Origin of the sequence: Virgibacillus necropolis, assembly GCF_002224365.1 — a bacterium.
GTDB lineage: Bacteria > Bacillota > Bacilli > Bacillales > Amphibacillaceae > Virgibacillus_F > Virgibacillus_F necropolis.
This window is the reverse complement of sequence record NZ_CP022437.1, coordinates 3,914,920-3,930,588: the sequence shown is the minus strand read 5'-3', so window position 1 is coordinate 3,930,588 and position 15,669 is coordinate 3,914,920. Positions and strand designations below refer to the sequence as shown.

Annotated in this window: 16 protein-coding genes; 11 read left to right on the top strand and 5 right to left on the bottom strand. The window is 35.5% G+C overall.

Translation table 11 applies throughout. The annotated features are described in order from the left end of the window. The first annotated feature begins 85 nt into the window (after nt 1-85). From CFK40_RS18660 to CFK40_RS18640, 5 genes are all read left to right on the top strand, one after another. On the top strand, nt 86-2,221 hold the full coding sequence (locus tag CFK40_RS18660) for an ATP-dependent Clp protease ATP-binding subunit (RefSeq protein WP_089533882.1): 2,136 nt from the start codon (nt 86-88) through the stop codon (nt 2,219-2,221). Between the two features lie 249 nt (nt 2,222-2,470). Continuing rightward, a complete protein-coding gene (locus CFK40_RS18655; protein ID WP_089533881.1) occupies nt 2,471-3,346 on the top strand; it encodes a ComEC/Rec2 family competence protein in 876 nt (291 codons plus the stop codon). Between the two features lie 113 nt (nt 3,347-3,459). Further along, nucleotides 3,460-3,837, top strand: a complete 378-nt coding sequence (locus CFK40_RS18650) for a GntR family transcriptional regulator (protein WP_089533880.1) — start codon at nt 3,460-3,462, stop codon at nt 3,835-3,837. Then, nucleotides 3,827-4,684 (top strand): ABC transporter ATP-binding protein, encoded by an 858-nt coding sequence (locus tag CFK40_RS18645; protein ID WP_089533879.1) that lies wholly within the window; start codon nt 3,827-3,829, stop codon nt 4,682-4,684. Before CFK40_RS18650 ends, CFK40_RS18645 begins: the two co-directional genes overlap by 11 nt. A 2-nt stretch (nt 4,685-4,686) precedes the next feature. Next, nucleotides 4,687-5,388, top strand: a complete 702-nt coding sequence (locus CFK40_RS18640; protein WP_089533878.1) for a hypothetical protein — start codon at nt 4,687-4,689, stop codon at nt 5,386-5,388. A 449-nt stretch (nt 5,389-5,837) separates the two neighbouring features. Here CFK40_RS18640 and CFK40_RS21845 read toward each other — a convergent pair whose 3' ends face one another. The 3 genes from CFK40_RS21845 to CFK40_RS18630 all read right to left on the bottom strand — a co-directional run bounded on the left by CFK40_RS21845 (nt 5,838) and on the right by CFK40_RS18630 (nt 7,731). Continuing rightward, a complete protein-coding gene (locus CFK40_RS21845; protein ID WP_152640154.1) occupies nt 5,838-5,972 on the bottom strand; it encodes a YfhE family protein in 135 nt (44 codons plus the stop codon). A 60-nt stretch (nt 5,973-6,032) separates the two neighbouring features. Next, nucleotides 6,033-6,590, bottom strand: a complete 558-nt coding sequence (locus CFK40_RS18635) for a GNAT family N-acetyltransferase (RefSeq protein ID WP_089533877.1) — start codon at nt 6,588-6,590, stop codon at nt 6,033-6,035. Nucleotides 6,591-6,807: 217 nt separating this feature from the next. Then, nucleotides 6,808-7,731, bottom strand: coding sequence for a TIGR01777 family oxidoreductase (locus CFK40_RS18630; protein ID WP_089533876.1), 924 nt, complete (start codon nt 7,729-7,731; stop codon nt 6,808-6,810). 189 nt (nt 7,732-7,920) lie between these two features. On the opposite strand from CFK40_RS18630, the gene recX reads away from it, so the two are divergent. Next, nucleotides 7,921-8,736: a recombination regulator RecX gene (recX, locus tag CFK40_RS18625; RefSeq protein WP_089533875.1), complete on the top strand. Its 816-nt coding sequence runs from the start codon at nt 7,921-7,923 to the stop codon at nt 8,734-8,736. A gap of 65 nt (nt 8,737-8,801) precedes the next feature. Here the strand turns inward: recX and CFK40_RS18620 are convergent, their stop codons facing one another. Then, nucleotides 8,802-9,461, bottom strand: coding sequence for an SDR family NAD(P)-dependent oxidoreductase (locus tag CFK40_RS18620; RefSeq protein ID WP_089533874.1), 660 nt, complete (start codon nt 9,459-9,461; stop codon nt 8,802-8,804). Between the two features lie 100 nt (nt 9,462-9,561). On the opposite strand from CFK40_RS18620, the gene CFK40_RS18615 reads away from it, so the two are divergent. Next, nucleotides 9,562-9,897 carry a YfhH family protein gene (locus tag CFK40_RS18615; protein ID WP_089533873.1) on the top strand — a complete coding sequence of 112 codons (336 nt, stop codon included), beginning with the start codon at nt 9,562-9,564 and terminating at the stop codon, nt 9,895-9,897. Between the two features lie 32 nt (nt 9,898-9,929). On the opposite strand, the gene CFK40_RS18610 is transcribed toward CFK40_RS18615, so the two are convergent. Next, nucleotides 9,930-10,916: a metal-dependent hydrolase gene (locus CFK40_RS18610; protein ID WP_089533872.1), complete on the bottom strand. Its 987-nt coding sequence runs from the start codon at nt 10,914-10,916 to the stop codon at nt 9,930-9,932. A gap of 82 nt (nt 10,917-10,998) precedes the next feature. Between CFK40_RS18610 and mutY the strand changes: the two genes are divergently transcribed. The 4 genes from mutY (at nt 10,999) to CFK40_RS18590 (ending at nt 15,570) form a co-directional block, all read left to right on the top strand. Next, nucleotides 10,999-12,072: an A/G-specific adenine glycosylase gene (gene mutY / locus CFK40_RS18605; RefSeq protein ID WP_089533871.1), complete on the top strand. Its 1,074-nt coding sequence runs from the start codon at nt 10,999-11,001 to the stop codon at nt 12,070-12,072. A 153-nt stretch (nt 12,073-12,225) separates the two neighbouring features. After that, nucleotides 12,226-12,405: a gamma-type small acid-soluble spore protein gene (locus CFK40_RS18600; RefSeq protein ID WP_089533870.1), complete on the top strand. Its 180-nt coding sequence runs from the start codon at nt 12,226-12,228 to the stop codon at nt 12,403-12,405. A 169-nt stretch (nt 12,406-12,574) separates the two neighbouring features. Further along, nucleotides 12,575-13,102 (top strand): nucleoside tri-diphosphate phosphatase, encoded by a 528-nt coding sequence (gene ntdP, locus CFK40_RS18595; RefSeq protein WP_089533869.1) that lies wholly within the window; start codon nt 12,575-12,577, stop codon nt 13,100-13,102. Between the two features lie 704 nt (nt 13,103-13,806). After that, nucleotides 13,807-15,570: an ABC transporter ATP-binding protein gene (locus CFK40_RS18590; RefSeq protein ID WP_089533868.1), complete on the top strand. Its 1,764-nt coding sequence runs from the start codon at nt 13,807-13,809 to the stop codon at nt 15,568-15,570. Nucleotides 15,571-15,669: the final 99 nt, after the last annotated feature.

The window sequence follows — 15,669 nt, the reverse complement described above, 5'->3', positions numbered from 1 at the left end:
AAAATTGGTCAGAGTATAATGAAGTCAAAGGTCAAATATAGTCAAAGTCAAACGACCTTATGTTTTTTTAAGGAGGAATCGCAAAATGAACTGTCAACACTGTGGAGTTCGTCCAGCTGATATAAATGTAATGATGCAATTAAATAATGAAAAAGTAAAAATGCACTTATGTAATCAATGTTTAGAAGAGGTACAAGGGAAGTTAATGAAATCAAATGGATTCTTTTCAGGATCAGGATTTAATCAAAATCAACAAGATGCATTTAAAGAAAAGTTTGCTCAAGGGAATGGCTCTTCAAATGTTGGAATGAAAACTGGTCAAAAGCAAGGAAATGGATTATTAGATAATCTAGGGAAGAATTTATCACATGCAGCTCATGCAGGATTAATTGATCCAATAATTGGACGAGATAACGAAGTAAAACGAGTAGTTGAGACATTAAATCGTCGTAATAAAAATAACCCAGTTCTAATTGGTGAACCTGGTGTAGGTAAAACTGCAATTGCAGAAGGGTTAGCGTTGAAAATAGCTGAAGGAAATGTTCCAACTAAGCTAATGAACAAAGAAATATATTTATTGGATGTGGCATCACTAGTAGCAAATACTAGCATGCGCGGACAATTTGAAGAACGTATGAAACAACTCGTTGAAGAGTTACAAACAAGAAAAGATGTCATCCTATTTATAGATGAAATTCATTTATTAGTTGGGGCCGGAACAGCCGAAAGCTCACAAATGGATGCCGGAAATATTTTAAAGCCGGCACTAGCTCGTGGTGAATTACAACTAATTGGTGCTACAACGTTAAAAGAATATCGCAACATTGAAAAAGACGCTGCATTAGAACGTCGTTTCCAACCAATTATAGTGAAAGAACCATCTGCAGAAGAAGCAATTCAAATTTTAAACGGTATCAAAGATCGTTACGAAACATTTCATGAAGTGAGTTATTCAGATGAAGCAATTCGTTCTTTTGTAACATTATCCAAACGATATATCCAAGATCGATTTTTACCGGATAAAGCAATTGACTTAATGGATGAAGTTGGCTCACGTTTAAACCTTGCAAACACGGAAAAAGATACAGATGTACTTCACCAGCGCTTGGGCGAAATTGTTGAAGCAAAAGAAAAAGCTGCTGACGAAGAAAATTACGAACAAGCAGCGAATTTACGTTATCAAGAAATTCAATTGCAAAAGCAATTAGAAAAAGCAAAAAATGAATCACAAGTAACAGAAGTCGGAATAGAAGACATCTTATTAATTGTGGAAGAGAAAACAGGAATTCCTGTTACCAAACTACAAAAAGATGAGCAAGAGAAAATGAGGAATATTGCAAGTAACTTAAGTGAAAATGTAATAGGTCAAGAACAAGCGGTTGAAAAAATTGCTAAAGCGATTCGTCGAAGCCGCGCAGGCCTAAAATCAAAATATCGTCCAATTGGTTCATTCTTATTCGTAGGACCAACAGGTGTGGGTAAAACGGAATTAACAAAAGCATTAGCAAATGAATTATTCGGTTCACGGGATTCACTGATTCGTCTAGATATGAGTGAATATATGGAAAAACACGCCGTGTCTAAAATTATTGGTTCGCCTCCAGGTTATGTAGGTCATGAGGAAGCAGGACAGTTAACAGAAAAGGTACGCCTGAATCCATATTCCATCCTACTATTGGATGAAATTGAAAAGGCGCACCCAGATGTACAAAATATGTTCCTGCAAATTATGGAGGATGGTCATTTAACTGATTCACATGGTCGTACTGTAAGCTTTAAAGAAACCGTAATTATCATGACAAGTAACGCTGGCACTGGAGATAAGCAAATCCATGTTGGTTTTAATAAAGCTGAACATGATGCTGTATCTACGTTAGAGAATCTAAGTGCTTACTTTAAACCAGAATTCTTAAATCGTTTTGATTCCATCATTACGTTCAATGAGTTGTCTGAAGATCATTTATTAAAGATCGTTGATTTAATGATTGTTGACCTTGAGCAAACTTTAGAAGAAAGTCAACTTTCGATTGAAATTACTGAATCTGCAAAACGTGAATTAGTACGATTAGGCTATGATAAGCGGTTTGGTGCACGTCCACTTCGTCGTGTAATTCAAGACAAAATAGAAGACCAGTTAACCGATTTATTACTTGAAGAAGAATCAATAGAAAAAATTCACGTCGATCTGGTAGAAGATCAACTGGTTGTTAAAAAAGCATAGAAATTTTGAAAAAGTTGTTAGCCATAATTAAGTGGCTAGCAGCTTTTTTTTTGCACGTTAGGAAAATATATTAGTTTTAAGTAAACGCCGGTATAAGAAAAACTTCGCCATTTGCTATTAAGGACGAGGCGAATACCGAGTTTTTCTAATAAAAGCACAAAATGAAAAAATAAATTGTAAATGTCACTCATAATTGATAAATATCGGTGAAAAATAAAAAGAAAATATTTGATAACGAGGATGTTGTTCATGAAAAAGTTCAAATGGTATTTAGTTGTACTACTTATGTTCATCCATGTTATTCAACCAGGTGATGCCATTCATGCGGAACAACAGTCAAATATGGAAGTGCATTTCATAGATGTCGGGCAAGGGGACAGCATTTTATTAGAAACCCCAGAAAATAAAACAATATTAATTGATGGCGGGACACCTGAATCTGGCGATGATATAGTGGAATACCTAAAAAAGCAGCAAGTCACAAAAATAGATCTACTTATTGTTACGCATCCAGATATTGATCATATTGGAGGGCTTACAAAGGTGATGAAATCCACTAAGGTTAAAAAAGTTCTTGATTCTGGAAAGCTTTATACGACAAAAACATACCGTAAATATATAAGTGAAATAGCAAAACAAAATATTCCAGTTGAAATTGCTGAAAAAAATCAGCTTATAAAACTTGACCCCTCGATAAAAATTAAGGTCTTAAATACGTATGAGCCTTTTCGAAGCAACAATGAATCATCTATTGCATTGAAAGTAACGTATAAAAAAATGGATTTTCTTTTCATGGGTGATATTAAAAAGGAACAAGAAAAAGAATTAATCCAAACAGAGGACTTGCAGGCAGAGATTTTAAAAGTCGCACACCATGGTAGTAAAACCAGTACTTCCATTGGCTTTTTAGAAGAGGTTAGGCCAGAGGTTGCTATTTTAACCTATAGTAAGAAAAATGATTATGGCCATCCAGTTGGACGCGTCATTCAAAATCTTTATCAAGTGAATGCCTTTATTTTTTCTACAGCAGTATTTGGAAACATCTCGATTACCACAAACGGAACAGAATACTACATCTGGACTGAAAAGGGCCCTAAAAATGGAATAGGCAATGCTGCTAGTTAAAAACTCATGTTAACATGCATGAGTTTTTTATTTTCAAAAATGATTGACAAAAATTAAATACAGTTATATAGTTAGTTACATAACCAACTAACCAATTAACCGAGGGGTTGAACATGAAAAATACACTCGATGAAAATAAACCCATATTTATTCAGATAAAGGAACAGATGGAAGACTCTATTATCAATGGCAATGCTAAGGCTTTAGAACGAGTTCCATCAACAAATGAATTTGCCAATTTTTATCAAATAAATCCGGCTACCGCTGCTAAAGGAATCAATGAACTGGTGGCTGAAAATATTTTATTCAAACGAAGAGGTGTAGGGATGTTTGTAACTGAAAACGCAAAGGAGATTTTAATTGAAAAACGTCAAAAAACATTTTATGAAAATTATATGCTCCCATTAAAAAATGAAGCGAAAAAATTGCGTATTAATGAAAACGATTTAATGGAAATGGTAAAAAGGGAGGGTCATGCTGATGAAAATTGAAGTGAAAAATTTATCAAAGAAGTATAAGGGAAACTATGCATTAAACAACGTTTCCTTTACCTTAGAACAGCCAAAGATTTATGGATTACTAGGCAGAAACGGCGCGGGTAAAACGACATTTATGGATATCTTATCGGGCAACATTCTAGCAAATCAAGGGCAAATTCTGGTTGATGGAGAGAATCCATTTGACAATCAACAACTTACAGAATCAATTTGTTTAATTAAAGAAGGAAATAATTTCAAAAAAGATTTAAGCGTTAAAAATGTACTTAAAATTTATTCTTATTTCTACCCTACATGGGATAAGGAGCTTGCAGCTGTGCTTGTTAAAGAATTTAACCTAAGTCCAAAGGCAAAAGTAAAAACATTATCAAAAGGAATGGAATCATCGCTAGGAATTATTGTAGGTCTAGCGAGTAAAGCACCAATTACTATTTTTGATGAGCCATATATTGGACTTGATGCTGCCGCACGGAAAAAGTTTTATCAACTTTTACTCGAAGAATATGAAGCTGAAAAACGTACAATCATTTTTTCTACACACTTAATAGATGAAGCGAGTTTATTGTTTGAAGAAGTATTGATTTTGCAAGAAGGATCAGTTGTTCTACAGGAAGAAGCGGAACTTTTACGTGATAATACGTGTGTGGTGTCAGGTACTATCGAAGAAGTGGAGAAATTCATAAAGGATAAAGAGGTTTTTGAGAGGAAGCATCTGGCTGGAATGATGACAGCATATATTTATGGAAGCATGCATGAGGCCAAAATACATGGTTTAAAAGCTGAAGGTGTGCCAATTCAGGAGTTAATGATTTATTTAACGGAAAGAAAGAAGGGGGCCTAATAATGGGGAGACAAATTAAAGGATTACTTTATTTTTTCATCACTGATATTCGATATTCATTAATGATTTTTTGGGCAATTCTACTAAGCATTTTAGTGGTTTCATTAACCTTTGCGTATTTTTTGCTCAGTGTTGAAGATGGTGAATTTTATTTTGGCTTTCCCTTTGGGGTCTATATTTACTGCGCAATTCTTGGTTTTTTGACCATAAAAGAAAGTATTCCTTTTTCGATAAAAATGGGAGCTACTAGAAAGAATTTATTTGTAAGTATTGGACTGTTTTTTCTAGGATTAGCATTTGCGAAAGCAGTTTTGGCAAATACAGTACAATCAATTACGCTACTGTTCACGGAAAGTACAGGGATTCACACATTTAAATTTTTACACCCTGTAGTACTTTTACAAGACACCTGGGTAAATCGGGTAATTATTGATACCTCTATCATGTTTTTCCTGCTAGCATTTATGTCAATTATCGGATTGTTATTTTTTAAGCATGGATTGGCAGGTGGAGGCATTGTAGCAGGAACAATAGCTGTCGTATTACTTATTGGAGTAGCACAGGGTTGGATTTTTGACTTCTTTGTAAACCTGTTACCTACTATTGGACTTGAATTTTTTTACCAATTGTTAGTGATTGGGATAGTTATTTATTGTCTTTCGTTTTTGTTCTTGAGAAGGATAACTATTGTGAAAGTGAAATAGGATAGGGCTGGTGCCTTAATGGCACCAGTCTTTCTTTTTTGTCCCATGGAGGGTATAAGTTTTAACGAAACGCCGGTATAAGAAATACTTCGCAATTTTACTGTTATATAATTCCTTTGGTTGAATGTAAGAAGAAAGCTTTAATTTAAGTAATCAAGATTAAAATAAGATTGAGAAGCAAGGGAAAAGAGCTTCATTAACTTCATACATAGTTTTTAATTCAGTTCACAGGTTTATACACATTACAAACAGGTTATTAACAACTTTCTTTAATGTTATCCACATAATCCACAGGGGATATTCAAATTATACACAATTAATTGTGTATAAACAAGAAAATTAACCAGTATCATTAATAATTGCCACACTACCTTGCTAAACTGTGGATAACGTTATTCAGAGTGTGTCATTGGATGATCCGAAACTTCCCGAAAAAAAGCAACCGATTTTTATGATCGGCTGCTTTTTTGACTGTTTTGCTGATAGATACTGTTTGCCCGTTTAAATTCTTTTTGATATAAAACTTCTTGGGTTTTATTCAAATTATCATGTACACGAATTATGCTTTTCGATTTATCTTTCATTGTAGGAATCCCTCTTTTCTACAATTAGGATGGCAACTATACAATGAAAATATACATAAGTTAAGAAACCTCCTCACCATCTTCTGAAATGGCTGGCGTAAGAAACTGATGATAGGACATGTAATGATCCTTTGAAATTACGAATAACTCATATGCGTCATTTTCTTTATTAATTGCTTGATATATATCAGGATAAAGTGTATTTCCAAGGGCCACAAATGGTATTTTTAAAATAGCTTTTAATGAGCGTACGTTTGCCTTTCTTATTTTCATAAAAATACCATCAATGTTTTGTTGGAAAAATAATTCTTCAAAGAATAAATCTTTTGCTTCTTTGTTATAGCCTTTACCAAAATATGGCTTGCCAATCCATGTAGCCAAGAAACCGTAACCTTGTTGGACATCAAATAAATTAATGGTACCAATTGGTTGTTGAAATTCATCTAAAATAGTGCGGGATATTAATTCACCGTTCTCTTCAGCTTCTATTATTTGTTTTGTAATGAAGTAGAATTCATCACTTGTTTCTGCTTTATGTCTTACATATGGATATACTTCTGGATGTATTAACAAATCAAATAGTGCTGGTACCTCATGTAAATCTCGCTTTTTAAGCATAAAAATACCCTCCTTATAGTTAAAGGTGGGTATCTTGAAGAAGTCTGGTGTGCCCCACCCCCTGAATTTTTAGTTAGCGATCAACACAAAAATTCGGGATGGGAATCGAACCCATTAGAACCAGTGAATACTGGTGGCGCACCATTTGCCTTCCCTATATCATTTAATTTCTTTACTAACATTTTACACAGATTTTATTAAAATGTGAATCATTTTTTTATCCAGTTTGTGATTTTTTTTGTGGCTTTTTATGAAGGTTAATTTCATGTAAAGCTTCTTCTAAATTTGGATAAGAAAATTGATAATTTTGGTCTTCTAACTTGCCAGGTAGTACGTATTGTCCTTTTGTCATAAGCTCACTCATTTCACCAATCGCTGTACGGATTAATGGGGAAGGGGTAGTGAACCAATAAGGTCGTTTCAATACTTTTGCCAGTACTTTTGTGAAGTCTTTATTACGTTTTGGATTTGGCGCTGTAATGTTGACTGGTCCTTCAATATGATCATTTCGCATACAGAAGATAATAGAATTAACTACATCTTCAATATGTACCCATGACATCCACTGCTCTCCAGTACCAATTTTACCACCAGCAAACATTTTAATTGGTAAGGTCATATAGGACAATGCACCTTTCTCTCCTAGAATAATCCCAAAGCGTGCACTGACAGTTCTGATGTGTAGTTCATCTGCTACTTGCATTGCAGTTGTTTCCCAAGCAACCGCAACTCTTGCTAGAAAATCATCTCCATGCTTCGTTGTATTTTCTGTGAAGATGAGATCCTCACTTGTACCATAAAAACCGATGGCTGAAGCACTTATAAATACTTCCGGCTTTTTCTCCATTTGTTGCATCATTCCAACCACATGTTGGGTAACTTCAGTTCGGCTTTTCATAATATTTGTTTTCTTTTCTGTTGTCCAGTAACCAAAGAGTGTATCACCAGCAAGGTTTATGACTGTGTGTATTGCCGGTAGGTCACGTACATAATAATCATATGGTATATGTGTGATAAGATCTGTATTTTCATAGTTACCAGGAGAGCGTGTTAGTATGTACACATGATGATTTTCACTTGTTAATGCTTTTGTTAATTTCGACCCTACAAATCCAGTACCACCAGTTATTAGTATATTCAATACGAACACTCCAATCAAAATATTTATTGTTTCATTTCGCTTTTCTTGTCTAGCTTCGGCTCCTAGAAGCTGCCGTCATAAGCAATGAACAGTCGCCTCCGCTTTTCTTAGTATATGCAAGTTTTTGTTTCTTACAGTGGTGATTGGTAAAAAATTTCGTGTTATTATTAAAAAAAGGGGAGAGTAACAGTGAAAAAGATTACCCGTATCACTACACAGAAAAAACATAAGAAACGTTACAATATCTTTTTGGACGACGGCCAAGGTGAAAAATATGGCTTTAGTGTTGATGAAGCGCTTCTAATCGAATATAAGCTTCGTAAAGATCTAGAATTGGACGATTCGATGATCGAAACACTGATCAAAAAAGATGATGTACATAAATCCTATACCCTTACTATCAATTTTTTAAGCTACCGAATGCGAACAAAAAAAGAAATTCATGATTATTTGGTTAAAAAAGAAGTTGATGTGGAGCATATCAAACAAATTAAGGAGCGATTAGAGTCTGAAGGATTGCTTGATGATACAATATTTGCAGATGCATTTGTTCGAACAAGAATACAAACTTCTATTAAAGGTCCAATGTTAGTGAAAAAAGAATTGATTGAAAAAGGTGTTTCAGTGGCAATTGCAAGTAAAGCCATAGAGCAATATACGTTCGATGTACAAACGGAAAAAGTAGAGAAATGGATCCATAAAAAAATGAATAAACAGGGTAAAGACTCTTTCAATAAGCAGCTACAACAGCTTCAAGTTACACTTATGCAAAAAGGATTTGAACAGGATGTCATAAAAGAAGCGGTTGCTGACCTTGGAGAGGATAAAGATGATGATGCTGAATGGATAGCTATTACCAAACATGGAGACAAGCTATTACGAAAGCACAGAGCGAAATTAACCGGTTATGAATTACGAAATAAAGTAAAAGAGGGTCTATATCGAAAAGGATTTGGCATAGATTTAATCAATCAATTTTTAGATGAAGTTGAGGAAGAAGCGTAATAGTGTATTAAAAAGTAGCTGATATATGCCCTAATCGTAAGCATATATCAGCCCAGTAGTATTAATTATTTATCTATTACAATCTCTTTCCGCCCATCATCTTCTTCATAGATTTGTTTAGCAACAATTTCAGGTCCTTTTAATGAGGAGGCATCTTTCACATGAGATGAATTATCCCAGAAAGGTGTGTTCATACCGCCCATATAAACAGCAGTTATAGAAATAGACTCAGTTTCCCATTCTTTTTGCAAACTTTCCGTAAATCCTTTTACCGCGAATTTACTTGCACAATAAATGGATTCGTTCACTTTGCCGCGAAGTCCTGCGGTTGAAATTATTGTTAAAATTCGTCCACTACTTTTTCTAATCAACGGTAATGCAGATTGAACGGTCAAGATTGTTCCCTTAATATTTGTGTTCAAAGTAGACTCTAAATCCTCGACTGTATAATCCTCTACTGGTCCAAAAATACCAATACCAGCGTTATTTATAAAAACGTCTAAATTACCAATTTGTTGAAATGCAATACTTACGGATGCTGGTTCACTTACATCACACAGAACGATTGAGGCCTTGCCGCCATCCCTTAAAATTTCACTTTGTACAATATGTAGCTTTGTATCAGACCTTCCCAGCAAAAAAATGGTGTACCCATTTTTTGCATATTCTAAAGCTAAAGATCGTCCTAAACCACTTCCTGCGCCAGTTATTGCTATATTTGGCATATCGATAACCCCCTTAATATTTTCACTTTCAAGCATTCCTTATTTCCATTGTCCTAAAACCTTGGTAAAATGTAAAATGAAAGTAGAGGAGGCGAATAATTTGGATATTCGGTATAGCGATTATTCAATTGAACAATTACGAGAAGAAGTTGGTCGGCTAAAGGAAAAAGCACTTAAAGCAGAACGAGTAGGGAATATTAGTGAGGTAGCGATAAATGAACGTAAGATGCAAGTTGCGATGTCATATATGTTAAACCCAGAAGACTTTAAAGCAGAAGATATTCACCAAATTAAAGGTGATCCTGGACATCGATTTAAGATTAATTATATTAACGGGGTTTTCGCCTGGGGTCATCGGATTAATTTACTTGATGAGACCTATGAAAAAGAAGAAGCAATTCCAATTTCAATCGTAGGTGATAAGGTAAAAAATTAACAGCGGAGCGACTTGCTAGTCGCCTCGCTGTTTTAAATTGGATTATCTTCAAATAATAATTTGCTTTGAAGTTTTTGTTCAGAAAAGATCCAACCTGTATAGGAACTCATAATCCGCATATTATCATCAATCTGTACAACCGCGACAAAAGGATAATGTCCCTTTGAACGGTATCTCAAGTCAATAAATCTTACTTCGGTAAAATCATCATAATCATTTATCTCCCATCGATAAACAGGAGAGAACGATAGGAACGCGGAAACATTTTTATCTTCTTTAGCAAGTTGAATGATTTCTGTATCTGGTAAAGGAACCTTTTTAAATTCATCAACGATTTGAATATGACCATTTTCCGCTTTTCCGACATAAAAGTTATCTGTAGTCGTAATTGCTACTCTCCAGAAATTTTGTTTTAATGTTGGGGATGTAGCAATTTGTTTTACGTCGGGAAAATAATCGTGAATCTTTTTAATAATTTCCCTTTTATCCATATAACGTTTGATATAATATAAAGTAATCACCGCATAAATTACTAGCCATGTGTATCCTGGATTTGCACCTAGCATCCATGCAAAAATACCTGCTATATGCAAAATGAAAATATAGGGATCAAAGGTATTTATAAATCCATGGGCAACCCATTTATTTGTGAATGGCCTATATGCCTGTGTTCCATATGCATTGAATATATCGACAAATACATGAATAACAACAGCTAAGAACGTCCATAACCAAAGGTGCAAGAAATTCACCTGAGGAACAAATAAGTGAATGATTCCTGCAAGGAGTATACCCCATAGGATGACTGCTGGAATGGAATGTGTTATGCCACGGTGATGCCTTATATACACTGCATTATTTCTTAACTTTAAAATTGTATCAAAATCAGGTGCATGTGAACCGATTATTGTTCCTACTAGGACTGCACTAAATAGTGTAGGATCGTTATGCACAGTTGGGTCCAGAGTTGCAAGTCCTCCTAAAGCAACCCCCATGACCACATGGGTGCCAGTATCCATAATTCGAGCTCCTCCTTAGATGCGTATCTAGGTGTCAATCTCTGATAGTCGAAATTTATTGTAACATAAAGGTTGTGAATAAATGAAAGATAATACTTTACTACACATTGATATATCGCAATTCCAAGATGATCTAATTAACTGGTATCAAGAAAATAAACGTGATTTACCTTGGCGCGTAGAACAGAACCCATATAAAATTTGGGTATCTGAAGTTATGCTACAACAAACAAAGGTAGATACGGTAATTCCATATTTTAATAAATTTATTGATGATTTTCCCACTCTTTATGATTTAGCAAGTGCCAAGGAACAAGATGTCTTAAAAGCATGGGAAGGTCTAGGATACTATTCCCGTGCTCGTAACTTACAAAACGCTATTAGAGAAGTGGTTGCCTCTTATGGAGGAGAAATACCTGCTAATCCAAGCGATTTAGGATCTTTAAAAGGTGTAGGTCCTTATACGAAAGGAGCAATTCTTTCCATTGCTTACGATCAACCAGAGCCTGCTGTAGATGGTAATGTTATGCGTGTCCTATCCCGGATTTTAAAAGTGGAAGAGGATATCGCAAAGCCCCGTACAAAAAAAGTTTTTGAAAACCATGTTCGAGAACTAATCTCGCATGTTGACCCATCATCATTTAATCAGGGATTGATGGAATTAGGTGCAATTGTTTGTACGCCAAAAAATCCAATGTGTATGCTTTGTCCAGTTCAACAGCATTGCCAGGCATTTGCTGAAGGAATCGAGAAGCAATTACCGATTAAGTCAAAAGCTAAAAAGCAGAAAAGCCTGCCTTATGTTGCATTATTAATCAAAAACAAAGAGGGTAATTATTTAATTGAAAAAAGACCTGAGACTGGATTATTAGCTAATCTATGGCAATTCCCTATGGTTCCTTTAAATGAAATGGGTTTTAATCAAATCCCTTCTTGGTTTGAAAAAGAGTATGGCATTGATGTTGCTTTAAAAAGAGAAGCTGGTAAATTAAAACATGTTTTTTCCCATCTTATATGGGATTTAGAGATACATGAAGCAACCTCTATAAGTAGTCAAACCTGTTTATCAAATGCCCGGTTTGTAAATAAGAATGAAATGGAGGCATTTCCATTTCCAGTTTCCCATCAAAAGATGAAACAGTTTCTATTAGGATAAGCACTTATTTATTTATTATAGTATTTACTTCGTTTATATATGTAACGGCTTTTAATTATCCATTTTATTCCAAAATATGTTAAAATTAACTACTCTTTTTTTAGGATAACATCTCCCAAAATGGTTAAATTAATTATTGCGGAGGTGATATTGATGGCTAACAAACCACAACAACCTAACAAATCTGCTGCTGGTACAAATGTTCAAGAAGTAAAGAAACAAAACCAAAAAGCAGCTCAAGGTCAAGGACAATTTGGTACTGAATTTGCATCTGAAACAAATGCACAAGAAGTAAAAAAACAAAACCAAAAGTCTCAACAAAATAAGAAATAGTTTATCTACCCCGTTTTTTTCTGACTCAGAAAAGAGCTTTCTTCTCCCAAGAAAGCTCTTTTCTTGTTTTTTAAATGAAACAAAGAATGAGCTTGTTCCTTTATCTTTAACACGCTTGCTATTATAATGTAAAAAAAGGAAGTGGGAAGTAAACAGAAAGGAAGATAAGATGGCTGGCCCTGAAACAGGTTCGAAAATTCAAATTAAGAGCTACAAGCATAATGGACAGCTACACCGAGTTTGGGAAAATTGCCTTGTCTTGAAGCGGACAGAAGATGAAGTGATTGGCGCGAACGACAAGACCAACGTGGTTGAAAGCGATGGGAGAACATGGGTCACTAGAGAACCTGCAATTTGTTATTTTCATGCGAAGTATTGGTTTAATATCATAGGAATGTTACGAAATGATGGAATTCACTATTATTGTAATATTAGTTCGCCATTTGTTTACGATGATGAAGCTTTAAAATATATTGATTATGATTTAGATGTAAAAGTATTTCCAGACATGACTTATAATTTATTAGATGAAGATGAGTATGCTGAACATAAGGAACAAATGGATTATCCAGCAATATTAGATCAAATTTTGTACAAGCATATGGATTACTTGCTTAAGTGGGTGCATCAAAGAAAAGGACCATTCTCACCCGAGTTCGTGGATCAATGGTATGAACGGTTTTTAACTTATAGATGATAAAAGTACTGTAACTAGACAGTATATATGAATGTGAAACCTTGTTACAAATGTAGCAAGGGTTTTTCTTGCACGTAAGGAAAGTAAATAAGTTTGGCTGTTTTCGTAAAGAATGTTGCTGTTGAGAGAATGGATATAAAATGCGACGTAACATGCCGCTCCGGGCAGTCGCTTTCCGCGGGCGGCTGGTGAGCCTCCTCGGACTGCCGTCCTGCGGGGTCTCGCCGATCTCTTACTTCCCGCAGGATAAGGAATGCTCCCCTGAAAAGGCATCGCACGAAGAAAAAGTGCTTTTCTTTTTCGAGGAGTCTCCGTATATTCGAGGATGCTAAGTTAAAGTGAAAAGTTAAATTTTTAAAATCCACCACTTTTTCAGTGGCCTGCTGTCGCACTGCGGGGTCTCACCTATGCCTATCCTCCCGCAGGAGTCGACTGCCCTCCGCTACAATCAACTGCCACAAATTGTTGGCTACCTTTGTGATTAAAAGCAAGTAAATTGAAATTGTTAAGTAGAACCCTAGCGAAGTGGATTTCCGGAACGGTTGTCCAACCACCAAAACCAGCACTTACGTCGCATTTATATCAACTATGAAGATGAAAAAGCAACAATGCGTACGAAAACAGCCTTAAGTTTTAAGGGAACGCCGGTATAAGAAAAACGAGCAGTAAAGAAATAATAGTAAATAGATGAGGTAGATATAAAAATGAGTAGTGTAAAGCAATACATGCAATTTGTTAAACCGTATCGCTGGAAAATAGTTTGGACAATTTTAATAGGCATAATAAAGTTTGCTATTCCACTATTACTGCCATTAATTTTAAAATATATAATTGATGATATTATTAATGCAGAAAATATGAGTGATGGCGCGAAAACAAGTGAACTGCTTTGGATTATGGGTGGAGCTTTCGTTATTTTCTTAATCTTACGGCCACCAGTTGAATACATTCGACAATATTTAGCGCAATGGGTAGGGAACAAAATCCTTTTTGACATAAGGGATAGACTGTTCGATCACATACAAAAATTAAGTTTACGATTTTACTCGCAGACAAAAACCGGCGAAATTATTTCCCGGGTAATACATGATGTCGAACAAACAAAAAATTTCGTGCTAACAGGTTTAATGAACGTATGGTTAGACATAATAACCATTTTAATTGCAATTACCATCATGATGACAATGAATGTAGGATTAACCCTAGTTTCAATTATTTTATTTCCCTTCTTCGGTTTCTCAATTAAATACTTTTACGGTAGATTACGCCGTTTGACCCGTGACCGTTCGCAAGCCTTAGCGGAGGTTCAGGGTCACCTTCACGAACGTGTTCAAGGTGTCCCGGTAACAAGAAGTTTTGCACTTGAGGAATATGAGCAAGGACAATTTAATAAACGAAATGAAAACTTTTTAGATAAGGCTCTTAACCATACAAATTGGAATGCAAAAACATTTGCAGTTACAAACACAATCACTGATTTAGCACCACTGTTGGTTATTGCTTACGCAGGCTACCAAGTTATTAATGGTGGTTTATCGGTTGGAACAATGGTAGCATTCGTTGCTTATATGGAGCGTGTCTATAGTCCTCTGCGTCGATTAATTAATTCGTCAACTGTTTTGACGCAATCCATCGCGTCTATCGACCGTGTATTTGAATTTTTAAATGAAAAGTATGATATTGTCGATAAAAAAGATGCGAAAGCTATGACTGGGGTAGAAGGTAATGTAGATATTGATCGTATTTCTTTCCGTTACGATGAGGATGAACCTGATGTATTAAAGGATGTCTCACTCCAAGTGAAAAAGGGTGAGACCATAGCCTTAGTCGGTATGAGTGGTGGTGGTAAGTCCACATTAATCAGTTTAATACCACGTTTTTACGATGTTACAAAAGGATCGATAAAAATTGATGGAACGGATATACGTGATGTGAAAGCACGCTCACTCAGAGACAATATAGGAATGGTACTCCAAGATAATACGTTATTCAGTGAATCGATTTCAATGAACATTCGAATGGGTAATCCTGATGCTACAGATGAAGAAGTGATAACCGCAGCCAAGGCAGCGAACGCACATGACTTTATCACCGATTTGGTACACGGCTATGATACATTGGTTGGTGAACGTGGAGTGAAACTATCTGGGGGACAGAAGCAACGTATTGCGATTGCTCGAGTATTTTTAAAAAACCCTCCAATATTAATCTTTGACGAAGCGACTTCAGCACTTGACTTGGAAAGTGAGCATACAATTCAAGAAGCACTAGAAAAGTTAGCGTCAGATCGAACAACATTTATTGTCGCGCATAGATTAGCGACGATCACCCACGCAGATAGAATAGTCGTAGTTGTTGGTGGCGAAATCAGAGAAAGTGGTTCCCACGAGGAACTAATGAAAAAACAAGGTAGCTACTATAACTTATATCAAGTACAAAATTTAGATCAGCCCGATTTAAAAGGGTAATGACTGAGGCAAAATGCTGATGATTCGGTCGAGGTAGTTGATGACTGGACTAAGAATGCTGATACTTTGGCTGAAGTTGCTGATGGTCGAATCATCAGC

Excerpts from the sequence above, each read along its gene's own strand:
- CFK40_RS18660 (WP_089533882.1), top strand. The coding sequence starts at position 86 with ATGAACTGTCAACACTGTGGAGTTCGTCCAGCTGATATAAATGTAATG.
- CFK40_RS18655 (WP_089533881.1), top strand. The coding sequence starts at position 2,471 with ATGAAAAAGTTCAAATGGTATTTAGTTGTACTACTTATGTTCATCCAT.
- CFK40_RS18650 (WP_089533880.1), top strand. The coding sequence starts at position 3,460 with ATGAAAAATACACTCGATGAAAATAAACCCATATTTATTCAGATAAAG.
- CFK40_RS18645 (WP_089533879.1), top strand. The coding sequence starts at position 3,827 with ATGAAAATTGAAGTGAAAAATTTATCAAAGAAGTATAAGGGAAACTAT.
- CFK40_RS18640 (WP_089533878.1), top strand. The coding sequence starts at position 4,687 with ATGGGGAGACAAATTAAAGGATTACTTTATTTTTTCATCACTGATATT.
- CFK40_RS21845 (WP_152640154.1), bottom strand. The coding sequence starts at position 5,972 with ATGAAAGATAAATCGAAAAGCATAATTCGTGTACATGATAATTTGAAT.
- CFK40_RS18635 (WP_089533877.1), bottom strand. The coding sequence starts at position 6,590 with ATGCTTAAAAAGCGAGATTTACATGAGGTACCAGCACTATTTGATTTG.
- CFK40_RS18620 (WP_089533874.1), bottom strand. The coding sequence starts at position 9,461 with ATGCCAAATATAGCAATAACTGGCGCAGGAAGTGGTTTAGGACGATCT.
- CFK40_RS18610 (WP_089533872.1), bottom strand. The coding sequence starts at position 10,916 with ATGGATACTGGCACCCATGTGGTCATGGGGGTTGCTTTAGGAGGACTT.
- mutY (WP_089533871.1), top strand. The coding sequence starts at position 10,999 with ATGAAAGATAATACTTTACTACACATTGATATATCGCAATTCCAAGAT.
- CFK40_RS18600 (WP_089533870.1), top strand. The coding sequence starts at position 12,226 with ATGGCTAACAAACCACAACAACCTAACAAATCTGCTGCTGGTACAAAT.
- ntdP (WP_089533869.1), top strand. The coding sequence starts at position 12,575 with ATGGCTGGCCCTGAAACAGGTTCGAAAATTCAAATTAAGAGCTACAAG.
- CFK40_RS18590 (WP_089533868.1), top strand. The coding sequence starts at position 13,807 with ATGAGTAGTGTAAAGCAATACATGCAATTTGTTAAACCGTATCGCTGG.